Below are 15,793 nucleotides of genomic sequence, written 5' to 3'. Positions count from 1 at the left end.
CAGTTGGGTGAGGCAAGTGTTTGCAAAGCAACGCTTTGTACGCAGCCGAACGGCTTTCAGCTACGCTGGAAGACCGGACCCGAACGAAAGTGAGGGGAGTAGCGGTAGCGCGGCGAGCGCTACGAGTTCATCGCTGGCACAGGGCCAGTTTAATAAGCCTGATTACGCACCCGTAGCTCAGTTGGGTGAGGCAAGTGTTTGCAAAGCAACGCTTTGTACGCAGCCGAACGGCTTTCAGCTACGCTGGAAGACCGGGCCCGAACGAAAGTGAGGGGAGTAGCGGTAGCGCGGCGAGCGCTACGAGTTCATCGCTGGCTCAGGGCCAGTTTAATAAGCCTGATTACGCACCCGTAGCTCAGTTGGATAGAGTAGCGGTTTCCGAAGCCGTTGGTCGCGCGTTCAAATCGCGCCGGGTGCGCCATTTCCTTCTTTTCATATTGCACCTTATTCCGCACCAGCTTGGGCTTGGTTTGACCATACTTGATCTTTGTAGAAGAATCAGTCACCTACTCTAGAATGGATAATAACCATGGCCGGAACCAGCTTACTGACACTGCTTGATGATATAGCCACCATACTCGACGATATCGCGGTTATGAGTAAGGTGGCGGCCAAAAAAACTGCCGGCGTATTGGGGGACGATTTAGCGCTTAACGCCGAGCAGGTAACCGGGGTAAAAGCCGAGCGTGAATTGCCGGTGGTATGGGCCGTGTTTAAAGGCTCTCTGCTCAACAAAATCATTTTAGTGCCTGCTGCCATGCTGATTAGTGTTTTCATTCCATGGCTGATTACACCCCTGCTCATGTTGGGCGGTAGTTTTTTATGCTTTGAAGGTTTTGAAAAAGTCGTGCATAAATGGCTTCACTCAGACACCCAACAATCTGAGGAGCATCAGGCTCGTCTGCAAAACTTGGCTCAAACCGATGCCGACATGGTGACTTTTGAAACTAAGAAAATTAAAGGTGCAATCCGAACCGATTTTATTCTATCGGCAGAAATTATTACCATCACTCTCGGTGCAGTAGCGGCCGCAGCTTTCACCACTCAGGTTGCCGTACTCTGTGTCATTGCGCTGGGGATGACAATCGGGGTGTATGGTCTGGTGGCGGGCATTGTCAAAATTGACGACGCGGGCTTATATTTATCGAACAGTAAATTTAAATTTCAACAGAGCTTTGGTCGGGCGCTACTGGTTGCGGCCCCCTTGCTCATGAAGTTTTTATCGGTTGCCGGAACACTTGCCATGTTTTTAGTCGGCGGCGGCATACTGGTGCACAGCATCCCGGCGCTGCATCACTTAACAGAGTCGGCCGCCACATGGGCAGGTTCGCTTGGCAGCCTAAACCAGATGTTGGAATTTTTAGTGCCTACCGGCATCAATTTTATCGCGGGTGTCGTGGTCGGCGGAATCTTAGTGGCATTGTTTCAGGTCGCGCAGCGGCTTCGCAGTTCGGGGCAAAGTCGCTAACTCATCGACAGATCAGTTGCCGGAAGGTTGTTCTTGTTTCTGGTCGATCAGCTGCTGCACTAAAGCGCGGTTGGCGATAAACCACAAACTAGCAGCACCGATAACCGGCAGCATTAAGTAGCCAAATTGATAGCACAGAGCAATAGCCTCTTTTTGCCACTGCACCAGCTCTATTTGTCCCGCCACCGCAGGAGGACTTTTAAAAACAATAGTGAGAAAAAATTCGGCCACTAAGCCCCAAGCGTGAATCGGAAACAGTGCCGTCACTGCTAATATAACGCGAGCATTGGAAAATAATTTATCACTCACGGCAAAGCACAACGCCATAAGTACGGGAATATTCCAGGAATAAATCAATGGATTAATGGTGACAATCACATTGCCCTGACGCTCTTCACCCGCGACATCGGTTAAATAACGGGTGACATAGTCGATTTTTTTACCGCTCGACTCCAGCGCGATTACCGCGCCTTGATCAAAAAGGTTAATCACCCACTGACTGATCAAGCCCGGAATAATATTGAAAAAACCCGAGAGAAAATACCAAAGCACAAAGAATACCGGCAACCACAAAAGAACTTTGGCAAAATAGCCGGCCGGGGAAAATACGGTATCAGCCTGCTGCGACACTGGCCCCTCCATCACCTGATTGAGGTGGCTGCGTATTATTGCCGCTGACATTAGGTATATAGCGAATCCACAACATCCACACCAACAACGTATCGAGCATAATCAGCGCTTGCCAAATGTATAAGTGAGCCCAGTCAAACGATGGTTTGTGCCAGATACCCAAATAGAATAAAGACACAATACGCACTAAGTTCAGTGCCTGTACCGACGCCAAGCCCAAGCCAAGCCCCATAAAACGATAGCGCCACGGCGCCGGAAACGCCACAATGGCCGCCACCAACAGTATCATGGCCTCAACCCCGTTGCAGCCGGCGGCAATTTGCACAGCAAAGCCGGTGGCTTTATCGACCATGACAATACCGTCGACCGCAAGATCACGCCCAAAGAGTTCAATAAAAAACGCCGAGGCTTTGGCCAGACCCGAGGTGAGCGGCTCGACAAAATATGTTTGGCCAACCGGTGTTAACTCAAAAACAAACAAGCCCGCCATAACCAAAAAAAAGGTAAGAAAAAAACGAATCACATCAATAGCCCTGTGGCGTTAAGGTTATTTAAAACTCTGTTAATCAGAGTTTGCTTGCACTTTAAAAGTATCGAATAATTCAACAGTTTGGGCTCGGCACTCAACCACCGTCACATTGGCGCGTTCTGGCCCGCGCCACAGCCAAGACTCCAATTGATAGAGCTGTTGCTCGGTACCGGTGGCTTTCAGCTCGACCCTGCCATCGGTTAAGTTACGCACCCAGCCGGTAAGCCCTAATGCTTGCGCACATTCTTGCGTACTGCGCCGATAAAAAACGCCCTGCACACGCCCCTGCACCAGGAAATGTTTGGTCAGCGGCCCTGTGTCTGCAACTTTATGTTCATCTTTACCCATTAGGATAACCGGTTACCGCAATAAACGTGTGACATTATGCCCAAGCTGATCTACCCATGGCACTGGCTTGCTCGAGTACGCCGACACTATACCGCCCGCGCGGCTACCGTGTCACCTACCGCTACCGTCAAAGTCGATACCACCCGGCCAATACAAAAGATCAATGAACGCTACCTATCTTTCTCGATCGACATCTCGGTATTAGCAGGCGGCTTTTGGTGGGAGGGCAGTGACCAATCCCGGCGCGGCTTAGGCGGGCTAAGAGTGCCCCCTATTAACTTGCGCAGCGGAAAATTGGATCGCTTAGTACAAGCCCTGGGGCCGTCCTATCTGCGGGTAGGCGGCTCTGAGGCAGATAAAATTCACTATTTTCACGCCCCAGACAACGAACCAGATGCGTTAGTATTGAAACGCAAACACTGGGACCGCCTGCATCACTTTATCCAGCGCAACGATTTACGCCTTATTTTCACGCTTAAATACGGCCTTTTTCAACGTCAACACCACGGCCGCTGGTGTGGCGAAGAAATAGAAGCACTGCTGCAATACAGCCGCGATACCCACTACACGATTGACGTATTTGAGCTCGGCAATGAACTCAATGCGTACTGGGCTTTTCACGGTTTGCGTGCCCAACCCAAGGCCAAGGATCTCGCCGTTGATTACGCCACTTTCGCCCGTGAAGTTCGCCAATACTACCCCGACGCCAAAATCTCCGGGCCTGGCAGCGCTTTTTGGCCCAGGCTGGGCGAGACAATTAAACCGTTTTCCAATATTACCCGGCGCTTTTTAAAAGAGTTGCCCCATGGCATTGATATCGTCAACTGGCACTATTACCCCTTTCAAAGCCATCGCTCGCCTGTGCGAACCCGCGCGGCTAGCGTGCGCACTTTGCTTAATCCTAAATCATTCGATGATTTCGCCCGTTATAGCCATACTCTCAATGTGTGGCGCGATCAATTTCAACCCCAGGCTCAGGTGTGGACCGGGGAAACCGGTTCGGCCCAGTGTGGCGGCCAGCCAAAATTATCCGACCGGTTTATTTCCTGCTTTTGGTGGGCAGACCAGCTGGGTCAAGGTGCGTTATTTGGTCAACAAGTGATGGTACGACAAAGCCTGATTGGCGGCGACTATGGTCTAATCGACCGACTGAGTCTGAAACCCCGCCCCGATTATTGGCTAAGCTGGTTGTGGGTGCGCCTAATGGGGCACAAAGTTTACGCCTGTCAACTCGCCGATAAACATCTGCGCGCTTACTGTCACGAATCCCCCGACGGCAAGGGGTTAACTCTAATGATTATCAACATGAAACCTCAGGGCATACGCGTGTCTACCGATATACCCGGCACCCCCAACCAGACCTACACACTTACCGCCAAACGGCTCACCAGTCGCAAAGTTTTTATTAATGGCGTAAGACCCAAAGCTAAACTTAAGCTCACCCCCACACACTTTCCATCGACAACCAAACCTGATCGGGTACCGGGATATAGTATTAGTTTCTGGTGCTACCTGTTTTCATAGCTACCAGTACACACCACTAACACATTAATGACTTGTGATTTAGAAGCTCGGGAGCTGCGATAATATATGCAAATCGAATGGCCACTGCATTCTATAAAGTGCTGGAACTATGCTTTGCTAGAAGAATAACACCTTTAATAGCTTACTTGAGAAGCAATATTTCATGACTTCTGTGCTATGTTTAGCGACCAAAAATATCCCATTGGGGGGAAATTACTTAATGAAAGCATTAAAACTTGGCCTACTGGCTTTAGGATTACTAACGACCAGTGTACACGCCGCAGTAGTCGTGACACATACAAATTTAACCACCGTGGAAGATGACGGAACGACTCAATATAAAGTCGTACTCGACTCTCCACCTGCGGCCGCTGAAATTGTCACTATAACCCCAACTTCAAACGATGTAACCGAAGGCACCGTATCAAGCGCACTGAACTTCGATGCCAGCAACTGGGACACCCCCCAATACGTAAGCGTGACCCCTGGGGCCAGTGGCGACGGCAATGACGGTAATGTAATGTACAACATCGGGAATGCCATTACTGTCACCAATCCCAGCGCCTATGTCGACAGTCCAGGGACAGATGTAACTGTCACCAATATCAATATAGAAGGTATCTCAACAATTATTGTCTACTCACCAAGCCTCTTAACGTCTGAAGGGGGTAGTACCAAGCTGGTAGTCATTCGCGCTATTGGCGGGCCTCCAACCGACGAAATTACCCTTCCTTTCAGCACCGCATCCACTGAAATACTCTTGGGTTCGGTAAGCCCTCTTGTACTCAATGCGGGCAATTTGTACGAAACCGTTTTGTCAGTCGCGCCTCAAGACGATAATATTGCTGACGGAGATCAACCTTTTAGCATCGTCTTCAGCCCCACTACATCTAGCGACTTGACCTATAACGACATTTCTCCTAACAATGTTTCAGGCCTCAACCAAGATAACGACATCGCGTCGATTATTGTCGCCCCCAATAGCGGTGTCACAGTCACCGAGGGCGGCGCATGGCAAACAATTGCAGTGGCCGCCTCCAGCGCCACACCCACCGCCGACGTCACGGTCAATCTAACCCCCTCAGCGGAGGTAACCACGTCGGTAGGATCTGTTGTGCTCAATGCAAGCAATGGATACCGCACCACCTTCGACATTACCGCTGTGGACGATGTCGTTGTGGATGGCGATTTGGCCTTTACGGTTACGACTGCCGCAGCCACATCCAGCGACGCCGCTTTTGCCGGGCTTGATCCCGATGATGTTACCGGCACCGCGGCCGATAACGACACACCGGCTGTTGCGGCTACACCACTGCCTACAATGGGTCACTTTGGACAGTTTATCTTAATGATGCTGCTCGCCGGTTTTGGCACCCGCGTACTGCGTAAACGTCGTTAAGGCTTCACTTGCCCTCGCGCCACGCGAGGGCAACAACCCCAGCCAATCCTTTATCGCCTTAACGCCCTAAACGCCGACAGCTCCCAGGGCCGCATGGCGAGCAATATGCCGATATGGGTGCGCTTATCCAGTGGTATACGCGCGTCTTGCCGGTTCATTTCTTCCGCCTCTAAAGTGAGCTGTTCCAGCTTATTTTGCAAATGCTCAATAGACGACTGTGTAAAAGAACCGCGCAGGTAAAAACGAAAACTCTCGGGTTCGCGAAAGCTGCCCTGTAAAAAGTGCCCGATCACATCGCCCGCAATAAAGCGGTCCAAGGGGCCGCCGGGTGTCCAGCGTACATTGGGAGAAATCAAAACCTTAAAGGCGTTACCGGGCAGCAATTCAATCAACTTGAGCCGGTCCAACCGCGCCAATAGCTGGATACATTCGTGCTCGGATATCTGGTAGTGCTCCACAATATCGTAATAAGTCCAGCCGTCGCGCAAACACACCGCCACCAAACACAACTTAATATCCGAGGCCAGTTCCAGTTCTTGCTCATCGGTGAGCTGGGTAATACTGCGCTCTTTCGTTTCGCACTGGGCGATAAAATCCGTTAGCGACAGGCCCAAAACCTGACAAATCGCCTCCAGCCGCTGCAGACTTATACTCTGCTGAGCGAACATGCGTTTTATATTCGCCTCACTCATGGACAGCGCAGCGGCCAGGTCGCGGTAGGTTACCCCGCGCGACTTCAACATCGATTTTAGCGCACCACAAAGGTGTGGGATCTGGCTCAAGGCTATTATTCCTATACTTTTAGTTCACGATTCCGCTACATTAGCAGAGTTTGTTTACGTTTTATATCCCTCCGGTAGAGTGGTCACCGTTGGCAGTCGCCAACCACACTTCAAAGGAGAACGACGATGAAAAAGACAACACAAATTGGATTACTGGCTCTAACCGCCCTTTGCACACTGCCTGCCTGCGCGGCATCCGATAACGCCAGCCAAGCCATTAAACACTCGGGGCTGGCCGCTGGGCATTCAGCGGTGGCCGGTGCAAAGGTAGTCAGCGGCGCCGTTGCCACACCGATGATTGTGGTCGGCGAGGTGGGCAAGGCCGCGGGTAAAGCGGGCGATGTGATGATGGACTTTGCCCTGGAGGATGCCCCGCTGGAAGTTTCCGACAAGGTGATTATCGCAGACCCGGCACCGCGTCATTTACCCAAGCGCGACGGAGGAATTTAATATGACCCGTATCGCGACTTACTGTGTTATTACGCTCGTCGCGCTGCTGCCTGCCCGCCTATGGGCGGGCAGTGCCAACGGCGAAGACAACACCTTTCCCACCGAAGAGATTACTCAGTTCGCCAAATCTGTCGAGCGCTACGCCGCCGGGCAAGGGGCACGCGCTTTTATTATTGCCCGCGTGGGTCGCCCCCCGGATGAATTACCCAAGGGCATTGAATTTACCCACACGGCTATTGCCGTTTACTCCACCATTGAAGATAAAGACGGCACGCCCCATAAAGGCTATGCCATTTACAACCTCTACCAAAAAGACCCCGAGGTAGATCAAAGTGAACTAGTGCAAGACTACCCCGTGGATTTTTTCTGGTCGGCGAAAGAGCTTAAAGCGGGCATACTGATTCCAACACCCCAAATGCAGCAAGATTTAATTAACCTGATTGCCAGTAACGACTATGCACAACTGCATCACCAGAATTATTCCGCGATAGCCAATCCGTTCGATGCCCGCTATCAAAACTGCACCGAATTCACGCTCGATGTGATTAACAGCGCTATTTATCAAACCACCGATCGGGATCGCTTAAAGCGTAATGCCCGCGCCCACTTTGCACCGCAGCGCGTACACGAAAGCCGGCTTAAAATGCAGTTGGGTGGTTTGTTATTAAAAGATGTGGCGACCGACGACCACAAAGGACCGGTGGCCACCGCCACTTTTCACAGTATTGCTCGCTACTTAGATTCAAACAATTTAGTGAAAAAAATGTCTGTGCTAACACCTGCGGATTTTTAAGTCTTGTCTGTGGTATAAACCGTAAAACAGGGTCCGCCTTGTTTTACGGTTTAACAGTATTGCCAGAGGATACGCCCACAATGAAAATTGCTTTGATTGGTTTACCGATAGCGTTATTAGCGGCCTGTTCACAACAACAAACCGACGACGCTTACTGGTGCAGTTACGAGACCGACCCGGCTCAGTATCAACACTGTATGGAGGTCGGTAAAGATTTGGATGACACTACTGCCCGATCAGCCGGCAAGCAAGTCACTCCAAAGCAATAGGTTAAACTTCGCTTATAAGCTCGCGGACTCCCTCTACGTGGGCAGCGGTGTCGATTCTTTATCCCCCGGTATATGGCCCAATTGCCCTGCCTGCCAATCGCGCTTGGCCTGCTCGATCAGCTTTTTATCACTGGCTACAAAATTCCACCACAGGTAACGCGGCTCGGCCAAAGGCTCGCCGCCCACCACCACAAACACCGCTTCGCTATGGGAGGTCACCTTGGCCTCGGCATCAGGTTGTAGTATGAGCATTTGACCTTCGTGGTAAGTGTTGCCACTTAGGCTCAGCTCCCCTTGTACGATATAAATAGCCCGCTCGGGGTAATCGATTTCCAGTGTAGTACTCGCACCAGCATCCAAACGAATATCAACAAAAAAAAGCGGCGACTGGGTAACAAGGGGCGAGGTCAAACCAAAACAACGACCGGCGATGACTTTTATGGTAACGCCCGGCTGTTGTATATCCGGCAGGCTTGGTGCACTAAAGTGAACAAAACTTGGGGCCATTTGTTCGGCTTCTTGCGGCAGTGCCACCCAAACTTGCAAACCCATTAACGTATGAGAGGTTTCGGTTCTCTCTTCTGGAGAGCGTTCCGAGTGCACAATGCCGCGACCTGCGGTCATCCAGTTAACGGCGCCGGGTTTAATGTCTTGCCGAAAGCCGAGGCTGTCTCGGTGGCGAATAACCCCTTCGTATAAATACGTCAGTGTGGCCAAACCAATATGCGGATGCGGCCGCACCGACAATCCCGTGCCAGGAGAGAAATGGTTGGGGCCGACATGATCAAAAAAAACAAATGGCCCAATCGTGCACCGCTCAGCCGCAGGCAGGGCTTGGCGCACGACCAAATCATCCATAGGGCGCTGCCTGGCTTGAATGACCGTTTGTACGGCCGGACTGGAAATGGACGGCTGATTGCTCGCCGCTTTTGGCTCCATGCTCATTATGTGCTCTCCTATTGATTATTATATAGAGCAATGTTCGGCCGCACTTAGGTGCGACCTTTTTAATCGACCCCTTTACAGTTTTTCAAAATGATCCGTCAGTAGGCAATCAAAGCGTCTGGCATCGTACTCTTTAAGAGGCTCGACATCCGCCGGCTGAATAATGCCTTTGGCAACTGCATCATCCAGACGCTGCTCCAGTGTTGTTCCAGTTAGCTCGCCTTTGGCTTGTGCGCGGCTGAAGGAGTGCCACACATCCCCCAAGGCCAATAACAGCTGATAGGTTGTCTCTACCCGACCGACCGCGTCTTCCACATCTTGGCTAACATACACGTACTGCGCTAAGCGCTGGCGCACGGTGTTATCTTCCATAATTAAATTGCCGAGTCTGCGAACATCGGAGTCGGACGGGGCCAGATAAGGCGCCCCGGTCAAAAAGGTTGCGGTCTTAAACGCCCAGGCCAAAAAGCGCTGCGGGAAATTTTGATAGAAATCCAACAGTGCTTGCTGTGCCTTGTGTAAGGCTAGAGTTAGAGCGTATTCAGCATGAGCATCTTCGTCTGCGGTACGCGGGTGCACGCTGTGAAATTTAAGCAAGCTACAGGCAATAAACAACTGACTGTGAACATCCCCCAATCGAGCCGATAGCAACTCGCGCCGTTTTATGTCGCCACCCAATACGCCCAACGCAACATCGGAGGCCACCGCCAGTGCAGCGCTCAGGTGATTGATTTTTTGATACCAAGGCTTGGAGAAATCGTCGGCATTCACCGGCGTTGAACTGAACTTAGCGCGGGTTAGGCTATAGAGCTTGAGCCGGGTGATATTGCTAAACACATGCCCCAAATGTTTGATAAACAAGGTATCAAATTCGGCTAATGCGGCTTCTTTATCTTCCGCCTGTAGGGTTTGCACCTCATCAAACAAATAAGGGTGACAGCGCATGGCGCCCTGACCGAAAATCATCAGCGAGCGGGTTAAAATATTGGCCCCTTCGACGGTAATCGCTACCGGCAATGAGCGATAGGCAAACACACAAAAATTGCGCGGCCCCATTTGAATGGCACGGCCACTGACCACATCCATGGAGTGGTTAACGGAGGTGCGCATCATTTCAGTGGCGTGGTATTTCGCCATGGCAGTCATTACCGAGGGGGCGCCAAAGTCCAGCCCACGGGTCACGAGTTGGCGGAATGCTTCTAGGGTATAACCATTGGCGGCAATTTCCGCTGTGGCTTCCTGCACCCCTTCAAACTTACCCACTTCCATATTGAACTGGCGGCGAATGCGAGCGTAAGCGCCCACGGTTAGGTAGCTCATTTCACCGCTGGCGGTCGACAGTGCCGGCAGTGACACACCGCGGCCCGCGCCCAAGCACTCAATCAACATACGCCAGCCTTTACCGGCCATAGAGGCACCGCCGATAATCCAATCCACTGGGATAAACACGTCCGTGCCTTTAACCGGCCCGTTCATAAACGGTGAGCCCGGGTTGTGTCGGCGGCCTATTTCCACTCCAGGGTGATCGGCGGGCAAGAGTGCACAAGTAATGCCGTAATCCGATTTATCGTGATCACCTAGCAGGCCGTCGGGGTCACGCAATTTGAAGGCCAACCCCACAACGGTGGCGACAGGCGCCAAAGTGATCCAGCGTTTGGAAAAATTGAGGCGAATACCGAGCACCTCTTTCCCCTCGTGCTCGCCCTGACAAACCACGCCAATATCGGGAATAGAGCCGGCATCGGAGCCCGCCTCTGGGCCGGTGAGGCCAAAACAAGGGATTTCTGAACCATTGGCCAAACCTGGCAACCAGCGCTGCTTTTGCTCCTCGGTGCCGTATTTCATTAGCAATTCACCCGGCCCTAGAGAGTTGGGCACCATGGCTGTTACTGCGGTCGTGCCCGAGCGGCTGGCAATTTTGCTCATAATGCGGCTTTGCGCATAGGGGCCAAAATCTTTGCCGCCATACTCTTCCGGGATAATCAGGCCAAAAAAGCCCTTATCTTTAAGAAATTGCCATGCTTCGGGGGTTAAGTCCTGATCTTGGAATATTTGCCACTCATCAATTAAGCCACAGAGCTCTTCCACTTCGTTGTCGAGAAAGCTTTGTTCTTTCTCCGTCAGCTGAGGCAGCTCGATATTGACGAACTTTTTCCAGTCGGGTTTACCGCTAAAAAGGTCTTTCTCCCACCAAGTGGTACCAGCTTCCATGGCTTCACGCTCGGTCACACTCATGGGCGGCATGGCTTTTTGTAAAATTTGATAGGCGGGCTGGGTAATCAGCTTTTGCCGCAAAGGAGGAAGGTTAAGCAGAAGCAAAATCGCCGCTACGGGAATTAAAATCAGCCACATAGCGCCCGATATAAAGGTAAGGCCAAAAAGTCCTACTAATAAGGCGACACTGCTGACCATCAGCCCGGGCTGATAGTAGAGCACTGCTGTCAGTAACGCGATGAATAAAACCAATGACAACAAGAACATAGATCGGATCTCCGACGACTTAGAATAAGAATGGCCCACAGACACATGTACACTAGGGCTAATGATAACAATAGTCGAGAACGGCGGTATTAGCACCTGTTTTTGCGGCCGACTGTGAGGAACCTCTGATTAAGGAAGCCGCCGCTCTCTTAACACTTTAGCAAACCAGACGCTCAGCTCCAGCACCGCCATCAGACGCTGGCGCAGAGTAAAACGGCGCTTTACAGGTAGATCTCACCCCGGGCGAATATGGTACAGGTACCTTTAATAAACAACCGTCACCTTCACAGTGCCCACTGATCATGCCGCCGCGCGATGACAGTTGGCGCGCGGGAAAGTTTAACTGCCAAACAGGACCTTCACGTGATAGCGAAATAACGCCCGATGCGATGAAAAATTGCTGCGAGTGTGAGATTAGACTCATATCGGCAAGCACTGCCAAAGCTGCCAAGATGGCGTGGCCACACAAATCCACCTCTGCCGTGGGGGTAAACCAGCACAGCCCCATAATTTCTGCCGAGCTCACCACAAAAGCAGTATCAGACAAATTATTTTGCGCGGCAACGGCCTGCCTTTGCACTTCTGGCAAAGGGTCTGAACTGATTACTACCGCCGCCGGATTGCCGCTAAACGGGCCTTCAGCGAAGGCATTAACAATATACATAGGTAATTTCAAAACCACCTCCTTGTGGTATTGAAGCAAATTGATGCCCCAGATATAGATACAGGTTGTGCCTTATTGATTGGCCCAGTACACAGCCTTGTTCTATATGAGAGAACACGGCGTGGTTAATGGTTCCGTTATTATTTACTTATGGTTCATCTGACAGCTCTGCTATTTTACACTGATTACGGCCCGCGGCTTTAGCATCGTACAGAGCGCGGTCTGCCCGTTCAAAAGCTGCTTCTAGTGTATCTGCTTCGGAAAACTGGGCAATTCCAATAGATACTGTTAGCTCGACCGGTTGGTCACGATAGTTAAAATCCGTGCGGGCAATACCCGAGCGAATTTTATCCAGACACTGATAAGCTTGTTTTGCGTCTGTTTCAGGCAGTAGTACAACAAATTCTTCACCACCGTAGCGGCCAAAAAAATCCACATCGCGCAGACGCTTTACAATGGCGTTGCTAAGCACTTTCAGTACTCGATCGCCGGCTTGATGGCCAAATGAATCATTAATTTTTTTGAAATAATCCAAATCAACGATCGCTATGGATAACGGGTTTTTATAACGTCGGTAGCGTTGCACCTCGATGGTGGCTCGCTCATTGAATGCCTCTCGGTTGGGTACACCGGTTAACGGGTCCGTGAGGGCTTTAGCTCGCTGCTCTTCTAAGACTTTACGGTTTTTTTCCGCTTCCGACTCCATGGTTTTTAATTTTTGCGCCAAGGCAACGAGTTGCTCGGTTACCGGACCATTGGCCTTTGAGCTTTCTTGAAAAGTAGACAGCACCGCGCGGATATTGCCTATTCGATTTTGCACCTGTGATTTCAGCTGATTTAAATCAGTGGCCTCTTCAGCCTTATGGCTCAATTGTTCAAACTCAGCCATCATATCGGCTTGCATGGTGGCCGATGCAGTTTCTAAGTCTGTACTGGCATCCGACGCCACACCCAATGCTTGGTAGATATCGGCAAGCTCAGAATTCACTTCAGATAAATACACAGTAAAAGCGCGAGTGGCTGCCACATAGGCGGCCATAATAAGATCGCGAACTTCTTCTAATACGGGCAGTAAATCGGCATTGGTAATGCCCGAGCGCAAGCGCCGCTGCAAACTTTGCACACGTGCGGGCTCAAGATTTTGCGCTTCAACACTGACCAGAAGCTCAGTAATAATCAACCGCATGTTATCCGATACAGTGGCACTGTCGCGTAAGCTGGCATTAGGGTTTAACTCAAACAGTGCGCGATCCACTTGCGCCAAGTTGAGTTCTTGCTCTTCGTCGATCTCGTTCGTATCGCCAGGTTCTGACTTATGTTCTGTAAGCCCCGATGGAGCTGAATCATCACTCCGGCCCAATAAACGGGCCATTAAGCCACTGGATTTTTCTTTGTGCTCGTCGCTACCTGTCTCTTCTTGATCGGCAAAAACCTGAGCCTGCAATTGCGCCAGTTGATGTAATAACGAGGGATAGATATACAAAAGGTCGCGCTGGCGTGATACATCTTGAGCGAGATTGCGCAACTTGCGTTTTAGGGGGCGCTCGGGCTCGCGGGCAAGCAGCGGTACAATCAATGATTGCAAACTACCTTTCAACTCTCGGGTAGTTTCATCGCGCTCTTGGTCAAACTGATGCAGCGCCCCGTCGACCTCGGTAAGCGCCGCTTGGAGCTGCCCTTTATCACCACTGCGCAAAGTGCCGCGTAGCGTCTCTAATGTCCGGTCGAGCTCGGGCTGTTGACCGGTGGCGGCAATACTGACTCGCAGCAACGCCCGTTGCAACAACTTCACCTCTTCTTGGCCCTGCCGCTCTAGGGCCTCGTGTTGATCCAAAGCATCCAGATATTTATCGCGCCACTTATTTTTGCCTGCATCGCTCACCAGATTCGTACTCCCATTATCGTACTCAAGTCAGTCTGACTTATTATAGACTCTGACGCCATAGCACTGTGCATACAAAGACGGACACAAAAAAGCCCCGCAGGCGGCACCGGCGGGGCTTTAAAGCAGAAACAGCGGGAGTATTACTCGGCGCGCAACTGCTCGATTAGGTAGTCGGCCACTTCTAGCATTTGTTTATGACCGCCGGTATCGCTGGCACTAATGCGGTAGCGACCATCAATCACCAACTCTGGGGTACCGCTAATCTCTGCCGCACGCGCTTTGGCATCACCCTGGCGCAACAAGCTATTAACCCCAAAAGACTCAAAGGTTTTGATAAAGGTATCGCTGTCGATATCATACTGAGCAAAGAACTCGGCAAAATCTTCCACTGAGCCAAAACGAGTGCGCTTTAAGTGTATGGCATTAAACAGATCCATGTGGGACTCATCCAGCACCTTCAGTGTGTTCGCCGTGTAGTAAGCGCGAGCATAGGGCTCCATAGCGCCGGCCCAAACCATAGGCGTACGCACTAAATAAATATCGTCGGCTTGCTGTTCGGCCCACCCATGCAACAGCGGATCAAAGCGAAAACAATGGCCGCAAGTGTAGGCAAACATTTCCCGCACTTCGATTTTGTCTGGGTTATCTGTCCGAATAGGCTCGGCCAGCGCGTGGTACTGCTTGCCTTCTTGATACTTAGGCGCTTCGTCGGCACAGGCCACTACGCTCAACACCATTCCGATAAACGCGATTAACACTCGCATAAAGTTGCTCCCTTTAGGGTTCACGACACATTTATTACCTGAGTTAGAGCATCGCCTTGCCGGCAAAGTTCCAACCCACAAAAAAGGCGACCTAAGTCGCCCTTGGCTACTAGCCCTGCTTAATTCAGGCCTGCAATATAGTTGGCTACGGCTTTAATTTCGGCATCGCTCATGTTTTTTGCCACCAAACGCATGATCATTTGATCACCATCATTGGTTCGCTCACCACCGCGGAAGGCCTTCAACTGCTTTTCGATGTATTCGGCGTATTGACCACCCAGGCGCGGATAAGCTGCGGGAGCATTGCCCAAGCCTGTGGGTGAGTGACAGCCGCTGCACGCCGGCACGCCGGTTTCCATGTTGCCGCCGCGGTAAATATTTTCACCCAGATCCAGCGAGCTAACCTCGGCACCGCTGTTTATTTTAACGGTGAACTCTTTTGAGCCGGTCAGCTGCATTCCCTGAGAGGCGTAATGAGCGGCAATATCCTGCAAGTCTTGATCGCTCAATCCGCTCAGCATGCCTGTCATTTCCACCACGGGACGACCAGTTTTGGCTTTATCGTCGCCGCTGGCGTTATCCCAAGCTTGGATATCCTGCAATTGCTTGTAGATATACGCCTCGCCCAGTCCAGCAATTTTAGGGAAAGACGGAGCAGGGCTGTTGCCATCGGGGCCGTGGCATGCAGCACAAACGGCGACCTTTTCGGCCCCAGCAGCGGCATCGCCTGCGGCACTGGCCATTTGCGACAGAGTCGGTGCTCCGAGTGCGATAAGCAGAGGTAAAACAAGTTTTTTCATTGGCTAACCTGTGACATCGTCAATTATAGTGTTGGCTGTACTGCCTCGACGTAAGGGCCAGG

General features: G+C 51.3%; 17 protein-coding genes and 1 tRNA gene. 8 read left to right on the top strand and 10 right to left on the bottom strand.

Annotation, left to right across the window (positions count from 1 at the left end):
• The 3 genes from Q4563_RS10320 to Q4563_RS10310 all read left to right on the top strand — a co-directional run.
• On the top strand, window positions 1–271 hold a 271-nt coding region (locus Q4563_RS10320; protein WP_303604456.1), incomplete at its 5' end, for a hypothetical protein.
• A gap of 73 nt (window positions 272–344) precedes the next feature.
• Window positions 345–421: transfer RNA gene (locus tag Q4563_RS10315), tRNA-Arg, on the top strand.
• Window positions 422–529: 108 nt separating this feature from the next.
• Window positions 530–1,468, top strand: coding sequence for a DUF808 domain-containing protein (locus Q4563_RS10310; protein ID WP_303604455.1), 939 nt, complete (start codon window positions 530–532; stop codon window positions 1,466–1,468).
• A 12-nt stretch (window positions 1,469–1,480) separates the two neighbouring features.
• Here the strand turns inward: Q4563_RS10310 and Q4563_RS10305 are convergent, their stop codons facing one another.
• From Q4563_RS10305 to Q4563_RS10295, 3 genes are read right to left on the bottom strand one after another with little or no spacing between them, the layout of a single operon-like run.
• Window positions 1,481–2,098 carry an exosortase H-associated membrane protein gene (locus Q4563_RS10305; RefSeq protein ID WP_215974801.1) on the bottom strand — a complete coding sequence of 206 codons (618 nt, stop codon included), beginning with the start codon at window positions 2,096–2,098 and terminating at the stop codon, window positions 1,481–1,483.
• Window positions 2,082–2,621, bottom strand: coding sequence for an exosortase H (gene xrtH / locus Q4563_RS10300; protein ID WP_303604454.1), 540 nt, complete (start codon window positions 2,619–2,621; stop codon window positions 2,082–2,084). The genes Q4563_RS10305 and xrtH overlap by 17 nt, the downstream gene beginning before the upstream one ends.
• Window positions 2,622–2,660: 39 nt before the next feature.
• Window positions 2,661–2,975: an acylphosphatase gene (locus Q4563_RS10295; RefSeq protein ID WP_215974800.1), complete on the bottom strand. Its 315-nt coding sequence runs from the start codon at window positions 2,973–2,975 to the stop codon at window positions 2,661–2,663.
• A gap of 36 nt (window positions 2,976–3,011) precedes the next feature.
• On the opposite strand from Q4563_RS10295, the gene Q4563_RS10290 reads away from it, so the two are divergent.
• Both Q4563_RS10290 and Q4563_RS10285 read left to right on the top strand, forming a co-directional pair.
• Window positions 3,012–4,499 (top strand): glycoside hydrolase, encoded by a 1,488-nt coding sequence (locus tag Q4563_RS10290; protein WP_303604453.1) that lies wholly within the window; start codon window positions 3,012–3,014, stop codon window positions 4,497–4,499.
• A gap of 220 nt (window positions 4,500–4,719) precedes the next feature.
• Window positions 4,720–5,898, top strand: coding sequence for a hypothetical protein (locus tag Q4563_RS10285; protein ID WP_303604452.1), 1,179 nt, complete (start codon window positions 4,720–4,722; stop codon window positions 5,896–5,898).
• Between the two features lie 50 nt (window positions 5,899–5,948).
• On the opposite strand, the gene Q4563_RS10280 is transcribed toward Q4563_RS10285, so the two are convergent.
• The gene (locus Q4563_RS10280; protein WP_303604451.1) at window positions 5,949–6,680 is read right to left on the bottom strand and encodes a helix-turn-helix domain-containing protein; all 732 of its coding nucleotides are present in this window, start codon (window positions 6,678–6,680) and stop codon (window positions 5,949–5,951) included.
• 126 nt (window positions 6,681–6,806) lie between these two features.
• Here Q4563_RS10280 and Q4563_RS10275 point away from each other — a divergent pair, with 126 nt between their 5' ends.
• From Q4563_RS10275 to Q4563_RS10265, 3 genes are all read left to right on the top strand, one after another.
• A complete protein-coding gene (locus Q4563_RS10275; RefSeq protein WP_303604450.1) occupies window positions 6,807–7,130 on the top strand; it encodes a hypothetical protein in 324 nt (107 codons plus the stop codon).
• A 1-nt stretch (window position 7,131) separates the two neighbouring features.
• Complete coding sequence (locus Q4563_RS10270; RefSeq protein WP_215974796.1) at window positions 7,132–7,923, top strand: DUF2145 domain-containing protein; 792 nt, start codon at window positions 7,132–7,134, stop codon at window positions 7,921–7,923.
• A gap of 80 nt (window positions 7,924–8,003) precedes the next feature.
• Entirely contained in the window at window positions 8,004–8,192 is a 189-nt protein-coding gene (locus Q4563_RS10265; protein ID WP_215974795.1) for a hypothetical protein, read from the top strand.
• A 33-nt stretch (window positions 8,193–8,225) separates the two neighbouring features.
• On the opposite strand, the gene Q4563_RS10260 is transcribed toward Q4563_RS10265, so the two are convergent.
• From Q4563_RS10260 to Q4563_RS10235, 6 genes are all read right to left on the bottom strand, one after another.
• The gene (locus Q4563_RS10260) at window positions 8,226–9,137 is read right to left on the bottom strand and encodes a pirin family protein (protein ID WP_303604449.1); all 912 of its coding nucleotides are present in this window, start codon (window positions 9,135–9,137) and stop codon (window positions 8,226–8,228) included.
• 75 nt (window positions 9,138–9,212) lie between these two features.
• Complete coding sequence (locus Q4563_RS10255) at window positions 9,213–11,618, bottom strand: acyl-CoA dehydrogenase (RefSeq protein ID WP_303604448.1); 2,406 nt, start codon at window positions 11,616–11,618, stop codon at window positions 9,213–9,215.
• A 157-nt stretch (window positions 11,619–11,775) separates the two neighbouring features.
• Window positions 11,776–12,294 (bottom strand): PhzF family phenazine biosynthesis protein, encoded by a 519-nt coding sequence (locus Q4563_RS10250; protein WP_303604447.1) that lies wholly within the window; start codon window positions 12,292–12,294, stop codon window positions 11,776–11,778.
• Window positions 12,295–12,430: 136 nt separating this feature from the next.
• Window positions 12,431–14,164: a GGDEF domain-containing protein gene (locus tag Q4563_RS10245; RefSeq protein ID WP_215974791.1), complete on the bottom strand. Its 1,734-nt coding sequence runs from the start codon at window positions 14,162–14,164 to the stop codon at window positions 12,431–12,433.
• Window positions 14,165–14,307: 143 nt separating this feature from the next.
• Complete coding sequence (locus tag Q4563_RS10240) at window positions 14,308–14,931, bottom strand: thiol:disulfide interchange protein DsbA/DsbL (protein WP_215974790.1); 624 nt, start codon at window positions 14,929–14,931, stop codon at window positions 14,308–14,310.
• Window positions 14,932–15,050: 119 nt separating this feature from the next.
• Window positions 15,051–15,731, bottom strand: a complete 681-nt coding sequence (locus Q4563_RS10235) for a c-type cytochrome (protein ID WP_215974789.1) — start codon at window positions 15,729–15,731, stop codon at window positions 15,051–15,053.
• Window positions 15,732–15,793: the final 62 nt, after the last annotated feature.

It is taken from the genome of Gilvimarinus sp. 1_MG-2023, assembly GCF_030548285.1.
The sequence above is the reverse complement of the archived record's forward strand: the minus strand, read 5'-3'. Positions and strand labels throughout refer to the sequence as shown.